Raw genomic sequence first — 18,395 nt, 5'->3', positions numbered from 1 at the left:
TTCAGCGGTTTTTTTGTGTGGACTAAACGGGCGATTCCGCTTTTCGTGGTGTCCAGCTCCATCAGCCAACTCCTCTGTCAGAACAAAATCCCCCAAAAAGTCAAACCCGGACTTTTTCGGGGATTTCTTATCTGACTGCCAGGCCTAAACGGTCGGCTCCGCTTTTCGTGGTGTCTAGCTCCATCGCTCAGCTCCTCTGCCAGAACAAATCCGTCAAAAAAGTCAAACCCGGACTTTTCCGCCGGATTCTTATCTGACTCCCGGAGCTAAACGAGCGATTCCGCTTTTCTTGGTGTCCAGCTCCATCGCCCAACCCTTCCGTCAGAACAAAATCACCCAAAAAGTCAAACCCGGACTTTTCGGGTGATTTCTTTTCTGCCTGTCAGGGCTAAACGGGCGATTCCGCTTTTCGCGGTGTCCAGCTCCATCGCCCAACCCTTCCGTCAGAACAAAATCAGCCAAAAAGTCAAACCCGGACTTTTCGGGTGATTTCTTTTCTGCCTGTCAGGGCTAAACGGGCGATTCCGCTTTTCGCGGTGTCCAGCTCCATCAGCCAACTCCTCCGTCAGAACAAAATCCCCCAAAAAGTCAAACCCGGACTTTTCGGGTGATTTCTTTTCTGCCTGTCGGAGCTAAACGGCTGATTCCGCTTTTCTTATTCCCTCCACAGGAAAATTCTTAACAGGGTGAGTGCCTTTAAACCGGTTAGACTATAGGTACAAAGCCAAGCCACAAGGAGATGTCCGCTATGAGTATAGATGCTATCTGGCATGAGCTTCAATTGATGCAGCGAGAGCTTAAGTCAAGGCTTTTTGATCATTGTCTGTTTGATATGGAGACAGAACAGCCTCATTTATTTTATCCATACAAAGAAAAAACAATTATGGGACATGTAAAAGAAGAGCTGAATGATGTTGAGAGAGCGCTCCTGAAAATAAAAAACGGAACGTACGGCATTTGTGAAGAAACCGGCCTTGCAATTGAACTTGAGAAATTAGCGATTATCCCCACTGCAAGAAGCATTCATGATTTTGCTTTTCAGGAACTGTATGAACGAAAATCCCTGCCTCACATGAATTATCATCCACCCCTCTATTCAGAAGCAGAAGAATATATGTAATACCTTCAGACAAGCTTTGCTCTTCTATTTTGCCTGTGATACAATTCAGAAGTATATTATAGGAAAGTTGGGGAAAGCTTGTGCTTTATTATCTCATCGCACTTGTGATTATTGCTCTGGATCAGCTGACAAAATGGCTGATTGTGAAAGAACTTGAAATCGGGGAAAGCATACCGGTTATTGAAAATGTCCTGTATATTACCTCACATCGGAATCAGGGAGCTGCCTGGGGAATTCTTCAGGGCCAGATGTGGTTTTTTTACGTGATTACGGTTATTGTAGTAGCCGGCCTGGTTGTTTATATCCAAAAATATACAAACGGCAGCCGTCTGATGGGGATTGCCCTTGGCTTAATGCTTGGCGGTGCGATCGGCAACTTTATTGACAGAGTGATCCATCAGGAAGTGGTTGATTTTGTCCAAACCTATATTGGTACATACCCGTTTCCAATTTTCAATGTAGCGGATTCTGCACTTTGTGTGGGAGTGGCGCTGCTCTTTATCGTCATGCTTTTAGATGGGAAACAAGAGAAGGAGAAAGTGAATGAACAGCATAGAAATTAAGATTGATGACAGCAATAAATATGAACGCCTTGATAAGCTGCTTGCTGCAGAAAATGCAGACTGGTCAAGAAGCCAGGTTCAGATCTGGATTAAAGAAGGACATGTGAAAGTGAATGACGGGGAGTCAAGAAGCAATTATAAAGTTCAGCCCGGCGATACGGTCACTCTTCTCATTCCGGACCCTGAACCGCTTGATGTTCTGCCGGAAGAAATGAATCTTGATGTTTATTATGAAGATGCAGACGTTCTTGTTGTCAATAAACCTAAAGGGATGGTTGTGCATCCTGCACCGGGACATTTGTCAGGGACGCTTGTCAATGGACTGATGGCCCACTGCAAAGACCTTTCAGGTATAAACGGCGTCATGAGACCCGGGATTGTCCACCGGATTGATAAAGATACATCAGGACTTCTGATGGTTGCCAAAAATGACATGGCGCACGAGTCACTGGTTAACCAGCTTGTAGAAAAATCGGTTACAAGACGGTATCAGGCGATTGTTCATGGGATTATTCAGCATGACAAGGGAACAGTTGATGCTCCGATCGGCCGCGATAAACAGGACCGCCAGAGCATGACGGTTACAAATGAGCACAGCAAGGACGCTGTCACTCATTTTCACGTTCTTGACCGCTTTGGGGGCTTCACACTGATTGAGTGCCAGCTTGAGACAGGCAGAACGCATCAGATCAGAGTTCATATGAAATACATCGGTTTCCCTATTGTAGGCGATCCGAAATACGGCCCGAAAAAAACGCCGAATATCGGAGGCCAGGCGCTTCATGCAGGCGTTCTCGGCTTTAAGCATCCCCGCACGGGCGAGTACCTTGAATTTAATGCTCCTCTTCCTGCTGAATTTCAGCAGGTAATCGAAGATCTGAAAAAAAGTCATTGACACAAGCCATATGATTTGTCATAATAGCCGTAGTTGAAAAATGAACCTTTAAGACAGTCCCGTGAGGCTGAGAAGGAAACGGATCTTATGCGCATACTATGCGTATAATTAAGCACGCATCCAATCCCTCTTGCCAGACGGCAGGAGGGATTTTCTTTTTGCAGGTTCAAAAGGAGAGGTGAACAGCATGCCCCAAAAAGCAGTTGTGCTTGACCAGCAGTCAATCAGAAGAGCATTGACGAGAATTGCCCACGAAATCATTGAACGAAACAAAGGCATCGATTCTGTCATTCTTGTCGGGATTAAGACAAGAGGCATCCATCTTGCCAAAAGGCTTGCAGAACGGATCGAACAGATTGAAGGCAAGCCCGTAGAGGTAGGAGAGCTTGACATTACTCTCTATAGAGATGACCTTTCCAAAAAAACAGTGAATGAGGAGCCGCTCGTGAAAGGCTCGGATATTCCTGCAGATATCACAAACAAAACAGTCATCCTGATTGATGACGTTCTTTATACAGGAAGAACAGTCCGCGCAGGGCTTGATGCGCTGATTGACATCGGAAGACCTTCACAGATTCAGCTCGCAGTCCTGGTAGACAGGGGACACAGAGAATTGCCGATCCGGGCAGACTATGTCGGCAAAAACATTCCGACCTCAAGCTCTGAAAAAATTGTTGTCGAACTGATGGAAGTCGATAAAAACGATCAGGTCGCCATACACGAAAAAGAATAGACCACCTTTTAATGAAGTCCAGAGAGGCTGCAAAAGGAACGGAAAATCACACCTGTGTTCTTATTTGACAGGATGATTATGCCTCTTTGCAGCCTCATGCAAAGAGGTTTTTTTTATAAAAAGAAAGCGGGGAATAGATATGAAACCAAGAAAAGAAGCTCTACAGCTTGATATAAAAGAAACTCCAAAGCCGCTCACATGGATCACCCTGAGCTTTCAGCATCTGTTTGCCATGTTTGGAGCAACCATCCTCGTACCCTTTTTGGTCGGACTTGATCCTGCTGTCGCCCTGATCTCTAGCGGCCTTGGGACGCTTGCATTTCTGCTTATCACAAAAGGCCAGGTGCCGGCTTATCTTGGTTCCTCATTCGCCTTCATCGCACCAATCATCGCAGCTAAGGCGGCTGAAGGACCTGAAGGCGCAATGGTCGGAAGTTTCCTTGCAGGAGTCGTGTACGGACTTGTAGCCCTGCTGATTAAAATCGTCGGATACAAGTGGATCATGAAGCTTCTGCCTCCGATTGTCGTCGGTCCTGTCATCATCGTCATCGGACTGAGCCTTGCAGGGACTGCAGTAGATATGGCCATGAACAATCCTGAGGGAGAATATAACCTGACCTACTTCTCGGTGGCTCTAGTGACGCTTGCGATAACAATTGTGTGCTCGGTTGCATTCAAAGGCTTTGTCAGCCTGATTCCTGTCCTGATCGGAATCGCCGGAGGCTACCTGTACGCACTTTCCATCGGATTGGTTGATTTCAGTAAAGTAGTCGGGGCAGGACTGTTTCAAAAACCGGACTTTATCATACCTTTTGTCACATATACGCCAGGGTTTTCCTACGAAATCGTTCTTCTGATGGTTCCGGTTGCAGTGGTTACTCTGTCAGAGCATATCGGACATCAGCTTGTCCTTGGTAAAGTGGTGGAGAGGGATTATTTGAAAGAACCTGGTCTGCACCGTTCGATCCTTGGAGATGGAGTGGCAACGATGATTGCATCACTTATCGGAGGACCGCCGAATACAACGTACGGTGAAAACATCGGTGTACTTGCCATTACGCGGGTTTACAGCGTCTACATCATCGCAGGTGCCGCGGTTATGGCCGTCGTGTTCGGCTTCATCGGAAAAATTTCAGCATTGATCAGCTCCATTCCTACGCCTGTCATGGGCGGCGTGTCCATCCTGCTGTTTGGGATTATCGCTTCATCAGGATTAAGAATGCTGACTGACAACAAGATTGATTTCGGAAATAAACGAAACCTTGTGATTTCCTCTGTCATCCTGGTCATCGGGATCGGCGGAGCTATGATAAAAGTAAGCGAGCAGTTTGAACTTCACGGCATGGCGCTTGCGGCAATCATCGGTATTGTCCTAAATGCGGTACTGCCGGGGCGCAAAGCCGCCGAGAGTGCACAGACAGATGCAAATAAAAATACAGCTGCATAAAGAACACCTTTTAACAAAAGTCCAGAGAGGCTTGCAAGGGTGGATGGGCACGGGCAAAACAACTTTTAGGTTTTGTCATGCCTTCTCACACCCTGAAACCGGATTTCAGGGTGTTTTTTTGCAGGGAAAATGACGGGAGAGATGATGATGAAGCACTTGCTTAGAATGAGTGATCTGCCTGCAGATGAAATTTTAACCATATTAAAAGACGCAGAAAAATTCCGTTCAGGAAAAATAGACAGTCAAAAAACACAGATGTTTGCTGCTAACCTGTTTTTTGAACCGAGCACAAGAACCCGTTTCAGTTTTGAAGTAGCTGAAAAAAGGCTTGGCCTAAACGTCCTTAACTTTGATGCCTCACATTCAAGCGTGCAAAAAGGAGAAACCCTTTATGACACAGTGCGAACGCTTGAGGCAATAGGAGCAAACGCAGTCGTCATCAGACACCCTGAAGATGAATACTTCGAAGAACTGAAAGAGAAAGTCGGAATTCCGATTTTGAATGCAGGAGACGGCTGCGGTCATCATCCTACACAGTCGCTCCTTGATCTGCTGACCATCCTGCAGGAGTTTGGGAGGTTTGAAGGTCTTACGGTCTCCATACACGGTGACATCAAACACAGCCGCGTTGCGCGGTCTAATGCGGAGGTTCTGCGGAGGCTCGGTGCGAATGTCCTGCTCTGTGCGCCTGATGAGTGGAAAGATGAAACATACGGCACATATGCAGAGACAGATGGAGCTGTTCAAGCTTCCGATGTCGTGATGCTCCTGAGAATTCAGCATGAGAGACATGAAAATCAAACCGCAGGCGGGGCTGATTATCACAGACTTTACGGACTTACGTTAGAAAGAGAAAAAGCGATGAAACCAAGAGCCATTATTATGCATCCTGCTCCGGTAAACAGAGGCGTTGAAATTGCAGATGAGCTGGTTGAATGCAGAAGATCACGCATTTTTAAGCAAATGGAAAACGGTGTTTACGTCAGAATGGCCGTTTTAAAACGCGCGCTTGAGGGCGCAGCATCACATAACAAGGGGGAAGCAGCATATGCAATCTATCATTAAAAACGGCTTTATTCTAACGGACAGCGGAGAGAAAGTGAAAGCCGACATCTTGATTTCAGACGGAATCATCTCAGAGATCAGCGAAAACATCGAAGCAGATGCAGCTGATGTCATTGATGCAGAGGGCAAGCTGGTTTCCCCGGGATTTATCGATTTACATATCCATCTCAGGGAACCTGGCGGAGAACATAAAGAAACAATTGAAACAGGTACGAAGGCTGCTGCTGCGGGAGGATTTACAGCCGTTGCCGCCATGCCTAATACAAAGCCTGTTCCGGACCACGCAGAGCAAATGAACTGGCTGCAGGACAGGATTAAAGAAAAAGCTTCTGTACGAGTTCTTCCGTATGCATCTATCACGGTAAGACAGGCTGGAAAAGAACTGACGGATTTCAAAAAGCTGAAAGATGCAGGAGCGTTCGCCTTTACAGATGACGGAGTAGGCGTGCAGTCTGCGGGCATGATGTATGAGGCGATGAAAAAAGCGGCAGACACCGGTGCAAGCATTGTAGCACACTGTGAAGACAACTCACTGATCTATAAAGGAGCTCTTCATGACGGGGAATTTGCAAAACGGAACGGAATCAATGGCATCCCTTCTATCTGCGAATCTGTGCAGATTGCAAGAGATGTACTGCTGGCTGAAGCCGCAGGCTGCCACTACCACGTCTGCCACATCAGCACGAAAGAATCAGTCAGAGTGGTGCGCGATGCGAAAAAAGCAGGCATAAACGTAACAGCGGAAGTTACGCCGCATCACCTTCTGCTGTGCGACACGGATATTACCGGACTTGACACAAATTACAAAATGAATCCGCCGCTCCGAGGGAAAGAAGACCGTGAAGCGCTGATTGAAGGACTGCTTGATGGAACAATTGATTTTATCGCGACGGACCATGCTCCGCATACAGCGGAAGAAAAGGCTGAACCTCTGAGTCTTGCTCCATTCGGAATTGTGGGGCTTGAAACGGCATTCCCGCTTTTATATACACGGTTTGTAGAGTCAGGAGAATGGACGCTGAAACAGCTTGTTGATTTTCTGACAGTCAAACCGGCGGAAACTTTCAATCTGCCTTTCGGCAAACTTGAAAAAGGCCGCGCAGCGGATTTGACGATCCTTGATCTGGAAGAAGAAAAAACCATCAATCCGGAAACGTTCCTTTCAAAAGGAAAAAACACACCATTTGCAGGCTATTCATGCAAAGGCTGGCCGGCAGCTACCATTGTTGAAGGCAAAATCGTATGGAAAAGGGAGAGAGTAAACGTATGATCAGACATCTGATTCTCGAAGACGGCACCATTTTTACAGGACAGGGATTTGGAAGCGAAGCGGACACAATGGGAGAAGTAGTGTTCCATACTGGGATGACAGGCTATCAGGAGATTCTCTCCGACCCGTCGTACTGCGGACAGATTGTGACGCTTACGTATCCGATGATTGGAAACTACGGTATTAACCGCGACGATTTTGAAACGATTTCTCCATTCATCAACGGGTTTATCGTAAAAGAATTATGTGAAGTGCCATCAAATTTCAGAAGCGAGTTTTCTCTGGATGAGTACTTCAAAATCAAGGGGATTCCCGGACTTGCAGGCATAGATACACGCAAGCTGACAAGAATTATCCGCACATATGGAACGCTGAAAGGCGCTTTTTGCTCAGAGCATGCAGATGTAGATGAGGTGATTGCCTCATTGAGATCAACGGAGCTTCCAAGAAATCAGGTGGAAACTGTTTCAACTAAAACACCTTATCCAAGCCCGGGACGCGGATGCAGAGTGGTCCTTGTCGATTTCGGCATGAAACACGGCATCCTCCGCGAGCTGAACAAACGCAGCTGCGATGTGGTCGTTGTGCCCCATACGGCAACTGCTGAAGAAATCCTTCAGTTAAATCCAGACGGCATCATGCTGTCAAACGGACCTGGAGACCCGAAAGATGTCCCTCATGCACTTGAGATGATCAACGGAGTGCTCGGGAAAATTCCTCTATTCGGCATCTGCCTCGGCCATCAGCTTTTTGCCCTTGCAGGGGGAGCCGATACGGAAAAAATGAAATTCGGACACCGCGGATCAAACCATCCGGTTAAAGATCTGTCAACAGGAAAGGTAGCTCTTACCTCCCAAAATCACGGATACACCGTAACCCTTGATTCAGTAAAAGCAACAGAACTCGAGGTCACACATCTTGCATTAAACGACGGATCTGTAGAAGGACTGAAGCATAAAACGCTCCCTGCCTTCACCGTGCAGTACCATCCTGAAGCTTCACCGGGACCTGAAGATGCAAACGGACTATTTGATCAATTTATCGACATGATTGAAACATTCAAGAAAGAAGGGATCAACGTATGCCAAAACGCGTAGACATTAAAAAAATTCTAGTAATCGGATCAGGGCCTATTATCATCGGCCAGGCAGCAGAGTTTGACTATGCAGGAACACAGGCCTGCATCGCTCTTAAAGAAGAAGGCTATGAAGTTATCCTTGTCAACTCAAACCCTGCAACGATCATGACAGATACAGAAATGGCAGACAAAGTGTACATTGAACCCCTGACACTTGAGTTTTTGACAAAAATCATCCGTAAAGAACGCCCGGATGCACTTCTTCCGACGCTTGGAGGCCAAACAGGCCTTAACATGGCGGTTCAGCTTGCTGAAGCAGGGGTTCTTGAAGAATGCAAGGTTGAGATTCTTGGAACAAAACTAAGCGCTATTCAAAAAGCGGAGGACCGCGACCTTTTTCGCCAGCTGATGAATGAGCTCCACGAGCCGGTCCCGGAGAGCGATATTGTCCACAATCTTGAAGAAGCTTACGCTTTTATAGAAAAAGTTGGCTATCCTGTCATCGTAAGACCTGCGTACACACTTGGAGGCACAGGCGGCGGAATCTGCTCAAACGAAGAAGAGCTGATCGAGATCGTGACAAGCGGACTGAAGTACAGTCCGGTCACACAATGTCTTCTGGAAAAAAGCATCGCGGGTTATAAAGAAATCGAATATGAAGTCATGCGTGATAAAAATGACAGCGCCATTGTTGTCTGCAACATGGAAAATATTGATCCTGTCGGCATTCATACAGGCGACTCCATCGTCGTTGCACCAAGCCAGACGCTTAGTGACAGAGAGTACCAGATGCTCAGAAACGTTTCTCTGAAAATTATCCGAGCACTCGGAATCGAAGGCGGATGCAATGTCCAGCTTGCTCTTGATCCGCACAGCTTCCAGTACTACATTATTGAAGTGAATCCGCGTGTAAGCCGCTCATCAGCGCTTGCTTCTAAAGCAACAGGCTACCCGATTGCGAAGCTTGCCGCAAAGATTGCGGTCGGACTTACTCTTGATGAAATGATGAACCCGGTAACAGGCAAGACGTATGCGTGCTTTGAGCCGGCTCTTGACTATATCGTCACGAAAATCCCGAGATGGCCGTTTGATAAATTTGAGTCAGCCAACCGCAGACTCGGAACACAGATGAAAGCAACAGGCGAAGTGATGGCCATCGGCAGAACGCTTGAAGAATCCCTGCTTAAAGCCGTCCGTTCACTTGAAGCGGATCAGTACCATATCGATTTGAAACATGCAGCCGAATTCAGCGATGAAAAGATTGAAAAGCGAATCCGCAAAGCAGGAGACGAGAGACTGTTCTATCTGTCTGAAGCGATCAGAAGAGGCGTAACAATCGAGACGATTCATGAGTGGAGCGGAATTGACCCCTTCTTCCTTGTGAAAATTGAAAATATCATCAAGTTTGAAAGAGTGCTTGCAGAAGCGAAATTTGATGCCATCGTCCTTGAGAAAGCGAAAAAGATGGGCTTCTCTGATGTGGCTATTGCTGAACGTTGGGAGACAACAGAGCGGGAAGTATACCAATTCAGAAAACAGCTGAACTTGTTCCCTGTCTATAAAACAGTTGATACATGCGCAGCTGAATTCGAATCTGAAACCCCGTACTTCTACGGCACGTATGAGGATGAGAATGAATCGGCTGTTACAGAAAAAGAGAGTGTGATTGTCCTCGGATCAGGGCCGATCAGAATCGGCCAGGGTGTAGAATTCGACTATGCAACCGTACACTCCGTATGGGCCATTAAAGAAGCCGGATATGAAGCAATTATCATCAACAACAATCCGGAAACCGTCTCAACCGATTTCAGCATCTCGGATAAGCTATACTTTGAACCGCTGACAGCGGAAGATGTGATGCACATCATCGAACTTGAAAAGCCTAAAGGGGTAGTCGTTCAGTTCGGGGGACAGACAGCGATAAACCTTGCGGATGAACTTGAAGCAAGAGGCGTCAAGATTCTCGGAACATCTCTTGAGGATTTGGACCGTGCCGAAAACAGAGATAAATTTGAGCACACATTAAACACGCTCGGCATTCCGCAGCCTCTTGGAAAAACAGCGACATCTGTTGAAGAGGCGGTTGCCATAGCGTCATCCATCCGCTATCCGGTTCTTGTCAGACCGTCATATGTTCTTGGCGGACGTGCAATGGAGATCGTGCATGAGGAAAACGATCTGCTGCATTACATGAAAAATGCGGTAAAAATTAATCCGCAGCATCCGGTTTTAATTGATAAATATTTAACTGGAAAAGAAATAGAAGTCGATGCGATCTCAGACGGCCAAAATGTCTTTATCCCGGGGATCATGGAGCATATCGAGCGTGCAGGGGTTCACTCGGGTGATTCCATCGCCGTATATCCTCCGCAAACACTGACGGATGACATCAAAAAGACGATTACTGAACGGACAATAGCACTTGCAAGGGGATTAAACATTAAAGGGCTTCTGAACATCCAGTTTGTCATCTATAAAGATGAAGTATTCGTCATCGAAGTGAATCCAAGATCAAGCCGCACGGTTCCATTCCTGAGCAAAATAACCGGCGTGCCGATGGCGAATCTTGCAACGAAAGTCATACTCGGCAAATCATTGCCTGAACTCGGCTATGAAACTGGCATTCAGCCGGAAAGCGAAGGCGTCTATGTCAAAGTGCCGGTCTTCTCATTTGAGAAGCTGCGCAGAGTGGACATTACGCTCGGTCCTGAAATGAAATCGACAGGCGAAGTGATGGGAAAAGACACAACCCTTGAAAAAGCTCTTTATAAAGGACTGATTGCATCAGGAATGAAAGTGCAGAACTACGGACAGGTCCTGCTGACAATCGCTGACAAGGATAAAGAAGAGGGACTGGAAGTAGCACGCCGCTTCAGTGCAATCGGCTATCAGATCATGGCAACAAACGGAACAGCCGGCTATCTGCATGAGAATGGGGTAGAAGCGAGAATCGTGGGCAAAATCGGCAGCGAGTCACCAAATATGCTCGATATTATCCGCACGGGCGAAGCCCAGTTCGTCATCAATACATTGACTAAGGGGAAACAGCCGCAGCGCGATGGCTTCAGAATCAGACGCGAATCGGTTGAAAACGGGATTCCATGCCTCACGTCACTTGACACAGCAAAAGCGATTTTAAGAGTTTTAGAGTCAATGACATTCTCAACTGAACAAATGCCAAAACGAGTAATCAGCAAAGAGGTGACATACGCTTGATCCGAAAAGAATGGATGATCATTGCCGGACAAAGAGAAATTGCTGAGGGGATTTTTGAACTTACATTAAAAGGAAGTCTGGTTGATGAAATGAACCAGCCCGGCCAGTTCGTTCATATTAAAGTTTCAAGTGCAGCATCTCCTCTTTTAAGAAGACCGATCAGCATTGCAAAAATAGAGAAAGAAAAGCGCGAATTCACGATGATCTACCGGGCAGAGGGAGCGGGCACAAAGCTCCTTTCTGCAAGGAAAGAAGGAGAACTCGTCGATGTGCTCGGACCGCTTGGAAACGGATTTGATCCGGAGAGCCTGAAACAGGGAGATACAGCGCTTCTTGTTGGAGGCGGCATCGGAGTTCCTCCTTTATATGAGCTTTCAAGACGTCTGCTTGCAAGGGGTGTTAACGTCCGCCACGTGCTCGGTTTCCAGTCTGCGAATCAGGTTTTCTATGAACGTGAGTTTAAGAAACTCGGAGAAACTTATATTGCGACGGCAGATGGTTCATACGGGACGAAAGGGTTCGTTACAGACTGCATCCAAGAACGCAGCATGGAGTTTGACGCTCTTTTCGCATGCGGTCCGACACCCATGCTTGCAAGCCTTGAAAATCTTTTTCCAGACAAACCTGTTTTTCTCTCTCTTGAAGAAAGAATGGGCTGCGGAATCGGCGCATGCTTTGCATGTGTGTGCCATACAGCGGATGACCCGAATGGCACATCTTATAAAAAAGTATGCACCGACGGGCCGGTATTTAAAGCAGGAGAGGTTGTGCTGTCATGCTGAATGTTGAACTTCCGGGACTGTCACTCAAAAATCCGATTATGCCGGCCTCAGGCTGCTTTGGATTCGGAAAAGAATTTGCAGGTCTTTATGACTTGAATAAACTTGGAGCCATCATGATCAAGGCAGCAACGGCTGAACCGCGGTACGGAAATCCGACCCCGAGGGTGGCTGAAACAGAAGCGGGCATGCTCAATGCAATCGGCCTGCAAAACCCTGGACTAAGCGGGATTCTTGAAAACGAACTTCCATGGCTGGAGGCATTTGACGTGCCGATTCTTGCAAACGTGGCGGGTTCCGCGGAAGAAGACTACGTGCAGGTAGCAAGAGAAATCAGCATGGCGAAAAATGTTCACGCACTTGAACTGAACATTTCCTGTCCGAATGTTAAAACCGGAGGAATTGCATTCGGTACAAACCCCGAGATGGCAGCCTCCCTTACGCGCGCCGTAAAAGCTGTGTCGGAGGTGCCTGTTTATGTCAAGCTGTCACCGAACGTAAGCAACATTACTGACATTGCCAAAGCGATCGAAGCGGCCGGAGCAGACGGTTTAACGATGATCAACACGCTTATCGGAATGAGACTGGACCTGAAAACTGGAAAACCGGTTCTTGCAAACCGCACAGGCGGCTTATCCGGCCCTGCCATCAAACCGGTGGCCATCCGCATGATTCATGAAGTCAGCCAGGCTGTATCCATTCCGATTATCGGCATGGGCGGTGTTCAGACAGCAGAAGACGTCCTTGAATTCATGTACGCGGGAGCAAGCGCCGTAGCAGTAGGAACAGCGAACTTTGTGAATCCGTTTGTCTGCCCAGAAATCATTGAAGAACTGCCTCATGTACTTAGAAAATACGGGTTTGACCACATAACTGATTGCATCGGAAGGAGCTATAAGCATGAACGTGAGACCGCTGATTATCGCGCTTGATTTTAAGGATGCTGCTGAAATAGGAGAATTCCTGGGAAAAATGTCCGGACAGAAGCTGTATGTAAAAGTGGGAATGGAACTGTTTTACAGAGAAGGTCCTGCGGTGATTGATCAGCTGAAATCAGGCGGCCATGAGATTTTCCTTGATCTTAAGCTCCATGATATTCCCGAAACCGTGAAAAAAGCGATGAGGGGTCTTGCCGGACTCGGAGTCAATCTCGTCAATGTGCATGCGGCCGGCGGCAGTGCCATGATGGAAGCGGCAATGGAAGGTCTAGAGGCCGGAACACCTGCAGGCTCCAAGCGTCCCGCCTGCATTGCTGTCACTCAGCTGACAAGCACGTCGGCAGAGATGCTGAAAAACGAATTGTTGATCAGCACTAGCCTTGATGACACCGTATTAAGCTACGCTAAGCTTGCTGCAAAAAGCGGCCTTGACGGTATTGTGTGCTCTTCTCTGGAGGTGCCCCGCATCTACAGCGAGCTTCCCCGCTCGTTTATGACCGTAACACCCGGCATACGCATGAGCGGTGATGCAGTAAATGACCAGGTCAGGGTGGCAACTCCTGAAAAAGCGAGAGAGCTCGGCTCAACTGCCATTGTGGCAGGACGGAGCATCACCAAAGCACCGGATCCGCTTTCAGCCTATACTCAAATGAAAAACGCCTGGGAGGGACTGCCTGTATGAACCATCAAATTGCCGAACAACTGCTGACAATCGAAGCTGTATTCCTTAGCCCTAATGATCCGTTTACATGGTCAAGCGGGCTCAAATCACCGATCTACTGTGATAACCGCCTGACGCTCTCTTATCCGGAGGTAAGAAAAAACATTGCAGAAGGTCTGTCCGCTCTGATCAGAGAGCATTACCCTCAAGCTGAAATGATTGCAGGCACGGCTACTGCAGGAATTCCTCATGCTGCTTGGGTAAGCGACCTGTTGAATTTGCCGATGTCTTATGTAAGAAGCAAGCCGAAAGGGCACGGAAAGGGCAATCAGATTGAAGGGAAGGTCCGCGAAGGCCAGAAAGTGGTTGTAGTGGAGGATTTGATTTCAACCGGGGGAAGCGTGATTACAGCCGTCAGAGCGCTTAGAGAAGCTGGCTGTGAAGTCATCGGCGTTGTCTCCATTTTCACATACGAACTTCAAAAAGGGACAGAGATGCTTGAGGAAGAAGGAATTCATTCCGTATCACTGACGGACTATTCTTCCCTGATTGAAACAGCTCTGAAAAAAGGCTCCATTCAAAAAGAAGACTTAGCCAAGCTGAAGAAATGGCGTGAAAATCCATCGTCAGAAGAATGGCTGAACGTATAAATGACAAAGGCATCAGGAGCAGCTGATGCCTTTTTTATTTCCATATCAGCATGCTTCCGGAAAAGCACAGTATGCTGATCAGCAAAAAGCCAATTCTGAATCCATTTTTTTGCCATGGTGCAGGTAGCAGTTTCCCGCTGAGTTTAAATCCCGCAAAACCGATCATCCCGAAGCCCTTCATCACTCCGCGTTCCGCTTTCATTTTTTCAAAAATGGCTGGGTCATCAATCTCCATTGCCGCATAAGCTAATGAAAATCCGCCTAAAGCATAAAAAACGGCAGCTGCACTTAACAATATAAAAATAATTCTCACCTCCCGGACGAACTTTACTACACCTTATTCCGGCCCTGTAAATCTAGCACTTTTTTATCATGTTAAGAATAATATTTTAAGCTGCAATTGTGTCCAGCTTCAGCGCCCAACACCTCTGCCAGAACAAAATCCCCCAAAAAGTCAAGACCGGACTTTTCGGGTGATTTCTTATCTGGCTGCCGGAGCTAACCGTGCGCTTCCGCATTTATTTAATTCCGATCGAAAAACTAAGGTTGACAGAAACCTCAATTGTGATAAAATTTAGAAAAATATAATAAACTTATCCAGAGAGGCGGAGGGAACTGGCCCTGTGAAGCCCGGCAACCTGCATGTATGCAAGGTGCTACATCCAGCAAAATGAAACCCATTTTGGAAGATAAGGTTGATGCCTGAACAGTCTTTCAAACCGGAAGGCTTTTTTTAATGGGAAAGAAACGGGGGACCACTGTGGGGAAGGATCAACATCTTGATGCTGTTATTGACAGGCTTAAGGAATTGCTCGGCACAATGAACTACGGTTCTGTAACACTTATCGTTCAGGACGGAAAAGTGATCCAGCTTGAAAAAAATGAAAAAATCAGAATGAAATAAGAGATGCTGACTGGATAAAACGGAGGCATTTTAACGAAATGCGGGATCCTGTGATCGGGTTGAAAAACCGATTGCATAATCAGGACCCAAGGTGAGGAGAAGATCAGCATGCTTACGTATAAAACATGGCAGGAGCATGAGCAGAATTTTGAAACAGACGACGGGTACAGCGGCGCATTGAATGTGCTGAACTGGGCTTACGGGCATTACGGGGATGAGATTGTCTATGCCTGCAGCTTTGGCATTGAGGGCATCGTTCTCATTGACCTGATTTCAAAAGTAAAACCGGATGCCGCGATTGTTTTTCTTGATACAGATGTTCATTTCAAGGAAACCTACGAAACGATTGAACGTGTAAAAGAAAAATATCCCAAGCTCCGAATTACGATGAAAAAACCTGCACTTACTCTAGCAGAGCAAGCTGAACAGCATGGAGATAAGCTTTGGGAGACGAATCCGAATCAATGCTGTGCAATCAGAAAGCTTCAGCCGCTGAATGAAACACTCTCTCAGTCAGAAGCGTGGATTTCGGGGCTTCGGAGAGAGCAGTCTGAAACCAGGAAACATGTGCAGTTTATCAATAAAGACGACAAGTTTCAGTCGGTAAAAGTCTGTCCACTCATTCACTGGACGTGGAAAGATGTCTGGCGCTATGTTCATAAAAATGACCTCCCGTATAATCCTCTCCATGATCAGGGATACCCGAGCATCGGCTGTTTCCACTGTACAGCGCCTGCGTTCAGTGCAGACGATCTGCGTTCGGGCAGATGGAGCGGCCAGGGCAAAACAGAATGCGGCCTGCATGGATAAGGGGGGATTGCCGTGCTTGAACTGGGTGCGCTTGCCATCAGTCTCTTTTTCGCCATGAACATTGGAGCGAGCGGAGCCGCCGCTTCCATGGGAGTAGCTTACGGCTCCGGCGCAGTTCCTAAAGCCCGGCATGCCCTTTTAATATGTGCCATCGGTGTTTTTGCTGGAGCGTATCTTGGCGGGGGAGAGGTTGTTAAGACCATAAGTGCAGGAATTATTCCGCAGGATATCATTAATGTGAAAATTGTGCTGATTATTGTTTTGTCTGCAACAAGTTCTCTGTTTCTTGCAAACCTTCTTGGCATCCCGCTGTCGACAAGCGAGGTGACGGTTGGAGCCGTTGTGGGAGTGGGTATTGCCTACCAAATCCTATTTATCAAATCACTTTTAGTCATTATGATGTTCTGGGTGATTGTCCCCGTTGCAGCTTTCGGAATTGCCTGGCTGTTCGGAAAAGGACTTTATAAAGTGCAGCATAAGCCGTTCTTTAAAGACCGTCCGCTCCTTACTGTCATCCTGATTCTGGCCGGATTTTTCGAGGCCTTCTCTGCTGGAATGAACAATGTGGCAAACGCAGTAGGGCCGCTTGTCGGGGCAGGCATGATTTCTGTATCGGACGGAACGCTGATCGGAGGGGCGTTTGTTGCTCTTGGAGCGATCTTTCTCGGCAAAAAAGTGCTCGAAACAAACGGCAAGAAAATTACCCGATATTCAAAACCTGAAGGGATTCTGATATCCGGAACAGGTGCGGGACTTGTGATTGTCAGTTCCATTTTCGGACTTCCCGTCCCTCTGACGCAGGTAACTTCATCAGCTATTATCGGACTTGGAATGGCGAAAAGCGGGAGCGAGATCCTTCAAAAGCATATCGTGAAGAAAATCATCCGGATCTGGATTGTTTCACCGCTGTTTTCACTTGCCATATCGTATATGCTTGTCAAACTGTTTTTAGAAAAGGATATGTATTCCCTTATCGTTCTTCTGAGTGTCATGCTGGCAACCCTTGGTACACTGAGCCTGATGAAGGCGATCCGGGATGAAAAGCGTGCCGTGCATGAAGAAGGCGGAGGCATTTAACGTTAAAACCAATTAAAAAGGTCAGTTTAGGAGGAAAAATAAATGAGTTTACAGCCGCATGGTGGAATATTAGTTGATGTATACAATCCTGACGTCAGCATAAAGGAAATCGATCAGGTGATTGAAATTGATGCAATGGCCCTGAGCGATCTGGAATTGATCGGGATCGGAGCCTACAGCCCGCTTACGGGTTTTTTAACAAAAGCGGATTATGAACATGTAGTCAGCAGCATGAGACTTGCAGACGGCACGGTCTGGAGCATTCCGATCACGCTTCCGGTTTCCAGAGAAACAGCAGCGTCGCTGAAGACAGGAGACAAAGCAAAGCTTCAGTTTGGCGGTGTAGTGTATGGTCTGATTGAAATTGAAGATCTCTTTGAGCCGGATAAAACGAATGAAGCGATCAATGTTTACGGAACGGCGGATCTTGCGCATCCCGGAGTGAAAAAACTTCATGAAAGGGAAGACGTCTATGCAGGAGGCAAAATCACTTTGATCAAGCGTCCTGAAAAACCGTTCAAAGAATATACATTTGACCCATCAGAAACTAGAGCGATTTTCAAAAGCAAAGGGTGGAAAACCGTCGTCGGCTTCCAGACAAGAAATCCTGTACACAGAGCACATGAATACATTCAGAAAGCTGCCCTGGAGACGGTTGACGGATTGTTTCTGAATCCTCTTGTCGGCGAAACGAAATCAGATGATATTTCAGCAGAAATCCGCATGGAGAGCTATGAAGTTCTGCTTAAAAACTACTATCCGGAAGAAAGAGTGGAGCTTGGCGTTTTCCCTGCTGCAATGAGATATGCAGGACCAAGAGAAGCGATTTTCCACGCGCTTGTCCGGAAAAATTACGGATGCACGCATTTTATTGTCGGAAGAGATCATGCAGGCGTCGGTGATTATTACGGCACATATGATGCTCAGAAGATATTTGATCAGTTTGAAGAAGCGGAGCTTGGCATTAAGCCGATGAAATTTGACCACAGCTTCTACTGCAGCAAATGCGAAAGCATGGCTACAACGAAAACGTGCCCGCATGACAGCGCAGATCACGTCATTCTCTCAGGCACAAAGGTCAGACAGATGCTCAGAAACGGCGAAGTTCCGCCAAGCACGTTCAGCCGGCCTGAAGTCATTGAAGTTCTGATCAGCGGACTAAAAAAAGAAGTCGTTTCGTAAGAAGGGA

The 18,395-nt window shown here is 47.1% G+C and carries 18 protein-coding genes and 1 riboswitch; of the genes, 17 read left to right on the top strand and 1 reads right to left on the bottom strand.

Going from position 1 to position 18,395, the window contains the following annotated elements; translation table 11 throughout:
* Positions 1–748: 748 nt before the first annotated feature.
* From RKD52_RS12825 to pyrE, 13 genes are all read left to right on the top strand, one after another.
* Positions 749–1,120, top strand: coding sequence for a TraR/DksA family transcriptional regulator (locus tag RKD52_RS12825; protein WP_369732991.1), 372 nt, complete (start codon positions 749–751; stop codon positions 1,118–1,120).
* A gap of 80 nt (positions 1,121–1,200) precedes the next feature.
* A complete protein-coding gene (lspA, locus tag RKD52_RS12820) occupies positions 1,201–1,683 on the top strand; it encodes a signal peptidase II (RefSeq protein ID WP_203290129.1) in 483 nt (160 codons plus the stop codon).
* Positions 1,664–2,578: an RluA family pseudouridine synthase gene (locus RKD52_RS12815; protein WP_426864640.1), complete on the top strand. Its 915-nt coding sequence runs from the start codon at positions 1,664–1,666 to the stop codon at positions 2,576–2,578. Before lspA ends, RKD52_RS12815 begins: the two co-directional genes overlap by 20 nt.
* Before the next feature lie 187 nt (positions 2,579–2,765).
* A complete protein-coding gene (pyrR, locus tag RKD52_RS12810; RefSeq protein WP_029281474.1) occupies positions 2,766–3,311 on the top strand; it encodes a bifunctional pyr operon transcriptional regulator/uracil phosphoribosyltransferase PyrR in 546 nt (181 codons plus the stop codon).
* A gap of 139 nt (positions 3,312–3,450) precedes the next feature.
* Positions 3,451–4,758: a solute carrier family 23 protein gene (locus RKD52_RS12805; RefSeq protein ID WP_454100010.1), complete on the top strand. Its 1,308-nt coding sequence runs from the start codon at positions 3,451–3,453 to the stop codon at positions 4,756–4,758.
* A 147-nt stretch (positions 4,759–4,905) separates the two neighbouring features.
* The gene (locus RKD52_RS12800) at positions 4,906–5,823 is read left to right on the top strand and encodes an aspartate carbamoyltransferase catalytic subunit (RefSeq protein WP_454100009.1); all 918 of its coding nucleotides are present in this window, start codon (positions 4,906–4,908) and stop codon (positions 5,821–5,823) included.
* Positions 5,807–7,093, top strand: coding sequence for a dihydroorotase (locus RKD52_RS12795; protein WP_454100008.1), 1,287 nt, complete (start codon positions 5,807–5,809; stop codon positions 7,091–7,093). The genes RKD52_RS12800 and RKD52_RS12795 overlap by 17 nt, the downstream gene beginning before the upstream one ends.
* The gene (locus RKD52_RS12790) at positions 7,090–8,190 is read left to right on the top strand and encodes a carbamoyl phosphate synthase small subunit (protein WP_454100007.1); all 1,101 of its coding nucleotides are present in this window, start codon (positions 7,090–7,092) and stop codon (positions 8,188–8,190) included. Before RKD52_RS12795 ends, RKD52_RS12790 begins: the two co-directional genes overlap by 4 nt.
* Entirely contained in the window at positions 8,175–11,387 is a 3,213-nt protein-coding gene (carB, locus tag RKD52_RS12785; protein ID WP_454100006.1) for a carbamoyl-phosphate synthase large subunit, read from the top strand. Before RKD52_RS12790 ends, carB begins: the two co-directional genes overlap by 16 nt.
* Positions 11,387–12,169 carry a dihydroorotate dehydrogenase electron transfer subunit gene (locus RKD52_RS12780; protein ID WP_454101212.1) on the top strand — a complete coding sequence of 261 codons (783 nt, stop codon included), beginning with the start codon at positions 11,387–11,389 and terminating at the stop codon, positions 12,167–12,169. Before carB ends, RKD52_RS12780 begins: the two co-directional genes overlap by 1 nt.
* Entirely contained in the window at positions 12,163–13,098 is a 936-nt protein-coding gene (locus RKD52_RS12775) for a dihydroorotate dehydrogenase (RefSeq protein ID WP_454100005.1), read from the top strand. Before RKD52_RS12780 ends, RKD52_RS12775 begins: the two co-directional genes overlap by 7 nt.
* Positions 13,067–13,786 carry an orotidine-5'-phosphate decarboxylase gene (gene pyrF / locus RKD52_RS12770; protein WP_454100004.1) on the top strand — a complete coding sequence of 240 codons (720 nt, stop codon included), beginning with the start codon at positions 13,067–13,069 and terminating at the stop codon, positions 13,784–13,786. The genes RKD52_RS12775 and pyrF overlap by 32 nt, the downstream gene beginning before the upstream one ends.
* Complete coding sequence (gene pyrE / locus RKD52_RS12765) at positions 13,783–14,415, top strand: orotate phosphoribosyltransferase (protein WP_454100003.1); 633 nt, start codon at positions 13,783–13,785, stop codon at positions 14,413–14,415. Before pyrF ends, pyrE begins: the two co-directional genes overlap by 4 nt.
* A gap of 34 nt (positions 14,416–14,449) precedes the next feature.
* On the opposite strand, the gene RKD52_RS12760 is transcribed toward pyrE, so the two are convergent.
* Complete coding sequence (locus RKD52_RS12760) at positions 14,450–14,710, bottom strand: hypothetical protein (protein ID WP_454100002.1); 261 nt, start codon at positions 14,708–14,710, stop codon at positions 14,450–14,452.
* A 295-nt stretch (positions 14,711–15,005) separates the two neighbouring features.
* A riboswitch (SAM riboswitch) is annotated at positions 15,006–15,111 on the top strand.
* A gap of 94 nt (positions 15,112–15,205) precedes the next feature.
* On the opposite strand from RKD52_RS12760, the gene RKD52_RS12755 reads away from it, so the two are divergent.
* The 4 genes from RKD52_RS12755 to sat all read left to right on the top strand — a co-directional run bounded on the left by RKD52_RS12755 (position 15,206) and on the right by sat (position 18,388).
* Positions 15,206–15,319, top strand: a complete 114-nt coding sequence (locus RKD52_RS12755) for a YezD family protein (RefSeq protein ID WP_454101211.1) — start codon at positions 15,206–15,208, stop codon at positions 15,317–15,319.
* Between the two features lie 108 nt (positions 15,320–15,427).
* Positions 15,428–16,129 carry a phosphoadenylyl-sulfate reductase gene (locus RKD52_RS12750; protein ID WP_454100001.1) on the top strand — a complete coding sequence of 234 codons (702 nt, stop codon included), beginning with the start codon at positions 15,428–15,430 and terminating at the stop codon, positions 16,127–16,129.
* A gap of 54 nt (positions 16,130–16,183) precedes the next feature.
* Positions 16,184–17,206, top strand: a complete 1,023-nt coding sequence (locus RKD52_RS12745; RefSeq protein ID WP_454101210.1) for an anion permease — start codon at positions 16,184–16,186, stop codon at positions 17,204–17,206.
* 42 nt (positions 17,207–17,248) lie between these two features.
* Positions 17,249–18,388 carry a sulfate adenylyltransferase gene (sat, locus tag RKD52_RS12740; protein WP_454100000.1) on the top strand — a complete coding sequence of 380 codons (1,140 nt, stop codon included), beginning with the start codon at positions 17,249–17,251 and terminating at the stop codon, positions 18,386–18,388.
* Positions 18,389–18,395 lie beyond the last annotated feature (7 nt).

The sequence above is a fragment of the Metabacillus sp. SLBN-84 genome (assembly GCF_053629595.1).
The sequence above is the reverse complement of the archived record's forward strand: the minus strand, read 5'-3'. Positions and strand labels throughout refer to the sequence as shown.

Coding starts and splice junctions, on each gene's coding strand:
- RKD52_RS12825 (WP_369732991.1), top strand. CDS start 749: ATGAGTATAGATGCTATCTGGCATGAGCTTCAATTGATGCAGCGAGAG.
- RKD52_RS12815 (WP_426864640.1), top strand. CDS start 1,664: ATGAACAGCATAGAAATTAAGATTGATGACAGCAATAAATATGAACGC.
- pyrR (WP_029281474.1), top strand. CDS start 2,766: ATGCCCCAAAAAGCAGTTGTGCTTGACCAGCAGTCAATCAGAAGAGCA.
- RKD52_RS12805 (WP_454100010.1), top strand. CDS start 3,451: ATGAAACCAAGAAAAGAAGCTCTACAGCTTGATATAAAAGAAACTCCA.
- RKD52_RS12800 (WP_454100009.1), top strand. CDS start 4,906: ATGAAGCACTTGCTTAGAATGAGTGATCTGCCTGCAGATGAAATTTTA.
- RKD52_RS12795 (WP_454100008.1), top strand. CDS start 5,807: ATGCAATCTATCATTAAAAACGGCTTTATTCTAACGGACAGCGGAGAG.
- RKD52_RS12790 (WP_454100007.1), top strand. CDS start 7,090: ATGATCAGACATCTGATTCTCGAAGACGGCACCATTTTTACAGGACAG.
- carB (WP_454100006.1), top strand. CDS start 8,175: ATGCCAAAACGCGTAGACATTAAAAAAATTCTAGTAATCGGATCAGGG.
- RKD52_RS12775 (WP_454100005.1), top strand. CDS start 12,163: ATGCTGAATGTTGAACTTCCGGGACTGTCACTCAAAAATCCGATTATG.
- pyrF (WP_454100004.1), top strand. CDS start 13,067: ATGAACGTGAGACCGCTGATTATCGCGCTTGATTTTAAGGATGCTGCT.
- pyrE (WP_454100003.1), top strand. CDS start 13,783: ATGAACCATCAAATTGCCGAACAACTGCTGACAATCGAAGCTGTATTC.
- RKD52_RS12750 (WP_454100001.1), top strand. CDS start 15,428: ATGCTTACGTATAAAACATGGCAGGAGCATGAGCAGAATTTTGAAACA.
- RKD52_RS12745 (WP_454101210.1), top strand. CDS start 16,184: ATGAACATTGGAGCGAGCGGAGCCGCCGCTTCCATGGGAGTAGCTTAC.
- sat (WP_454100000.1), top strand. CDS start 17,249: ATGAGTTTACAGCCGCATGGTGGAATATTAGTTGATGTATACAATCCT.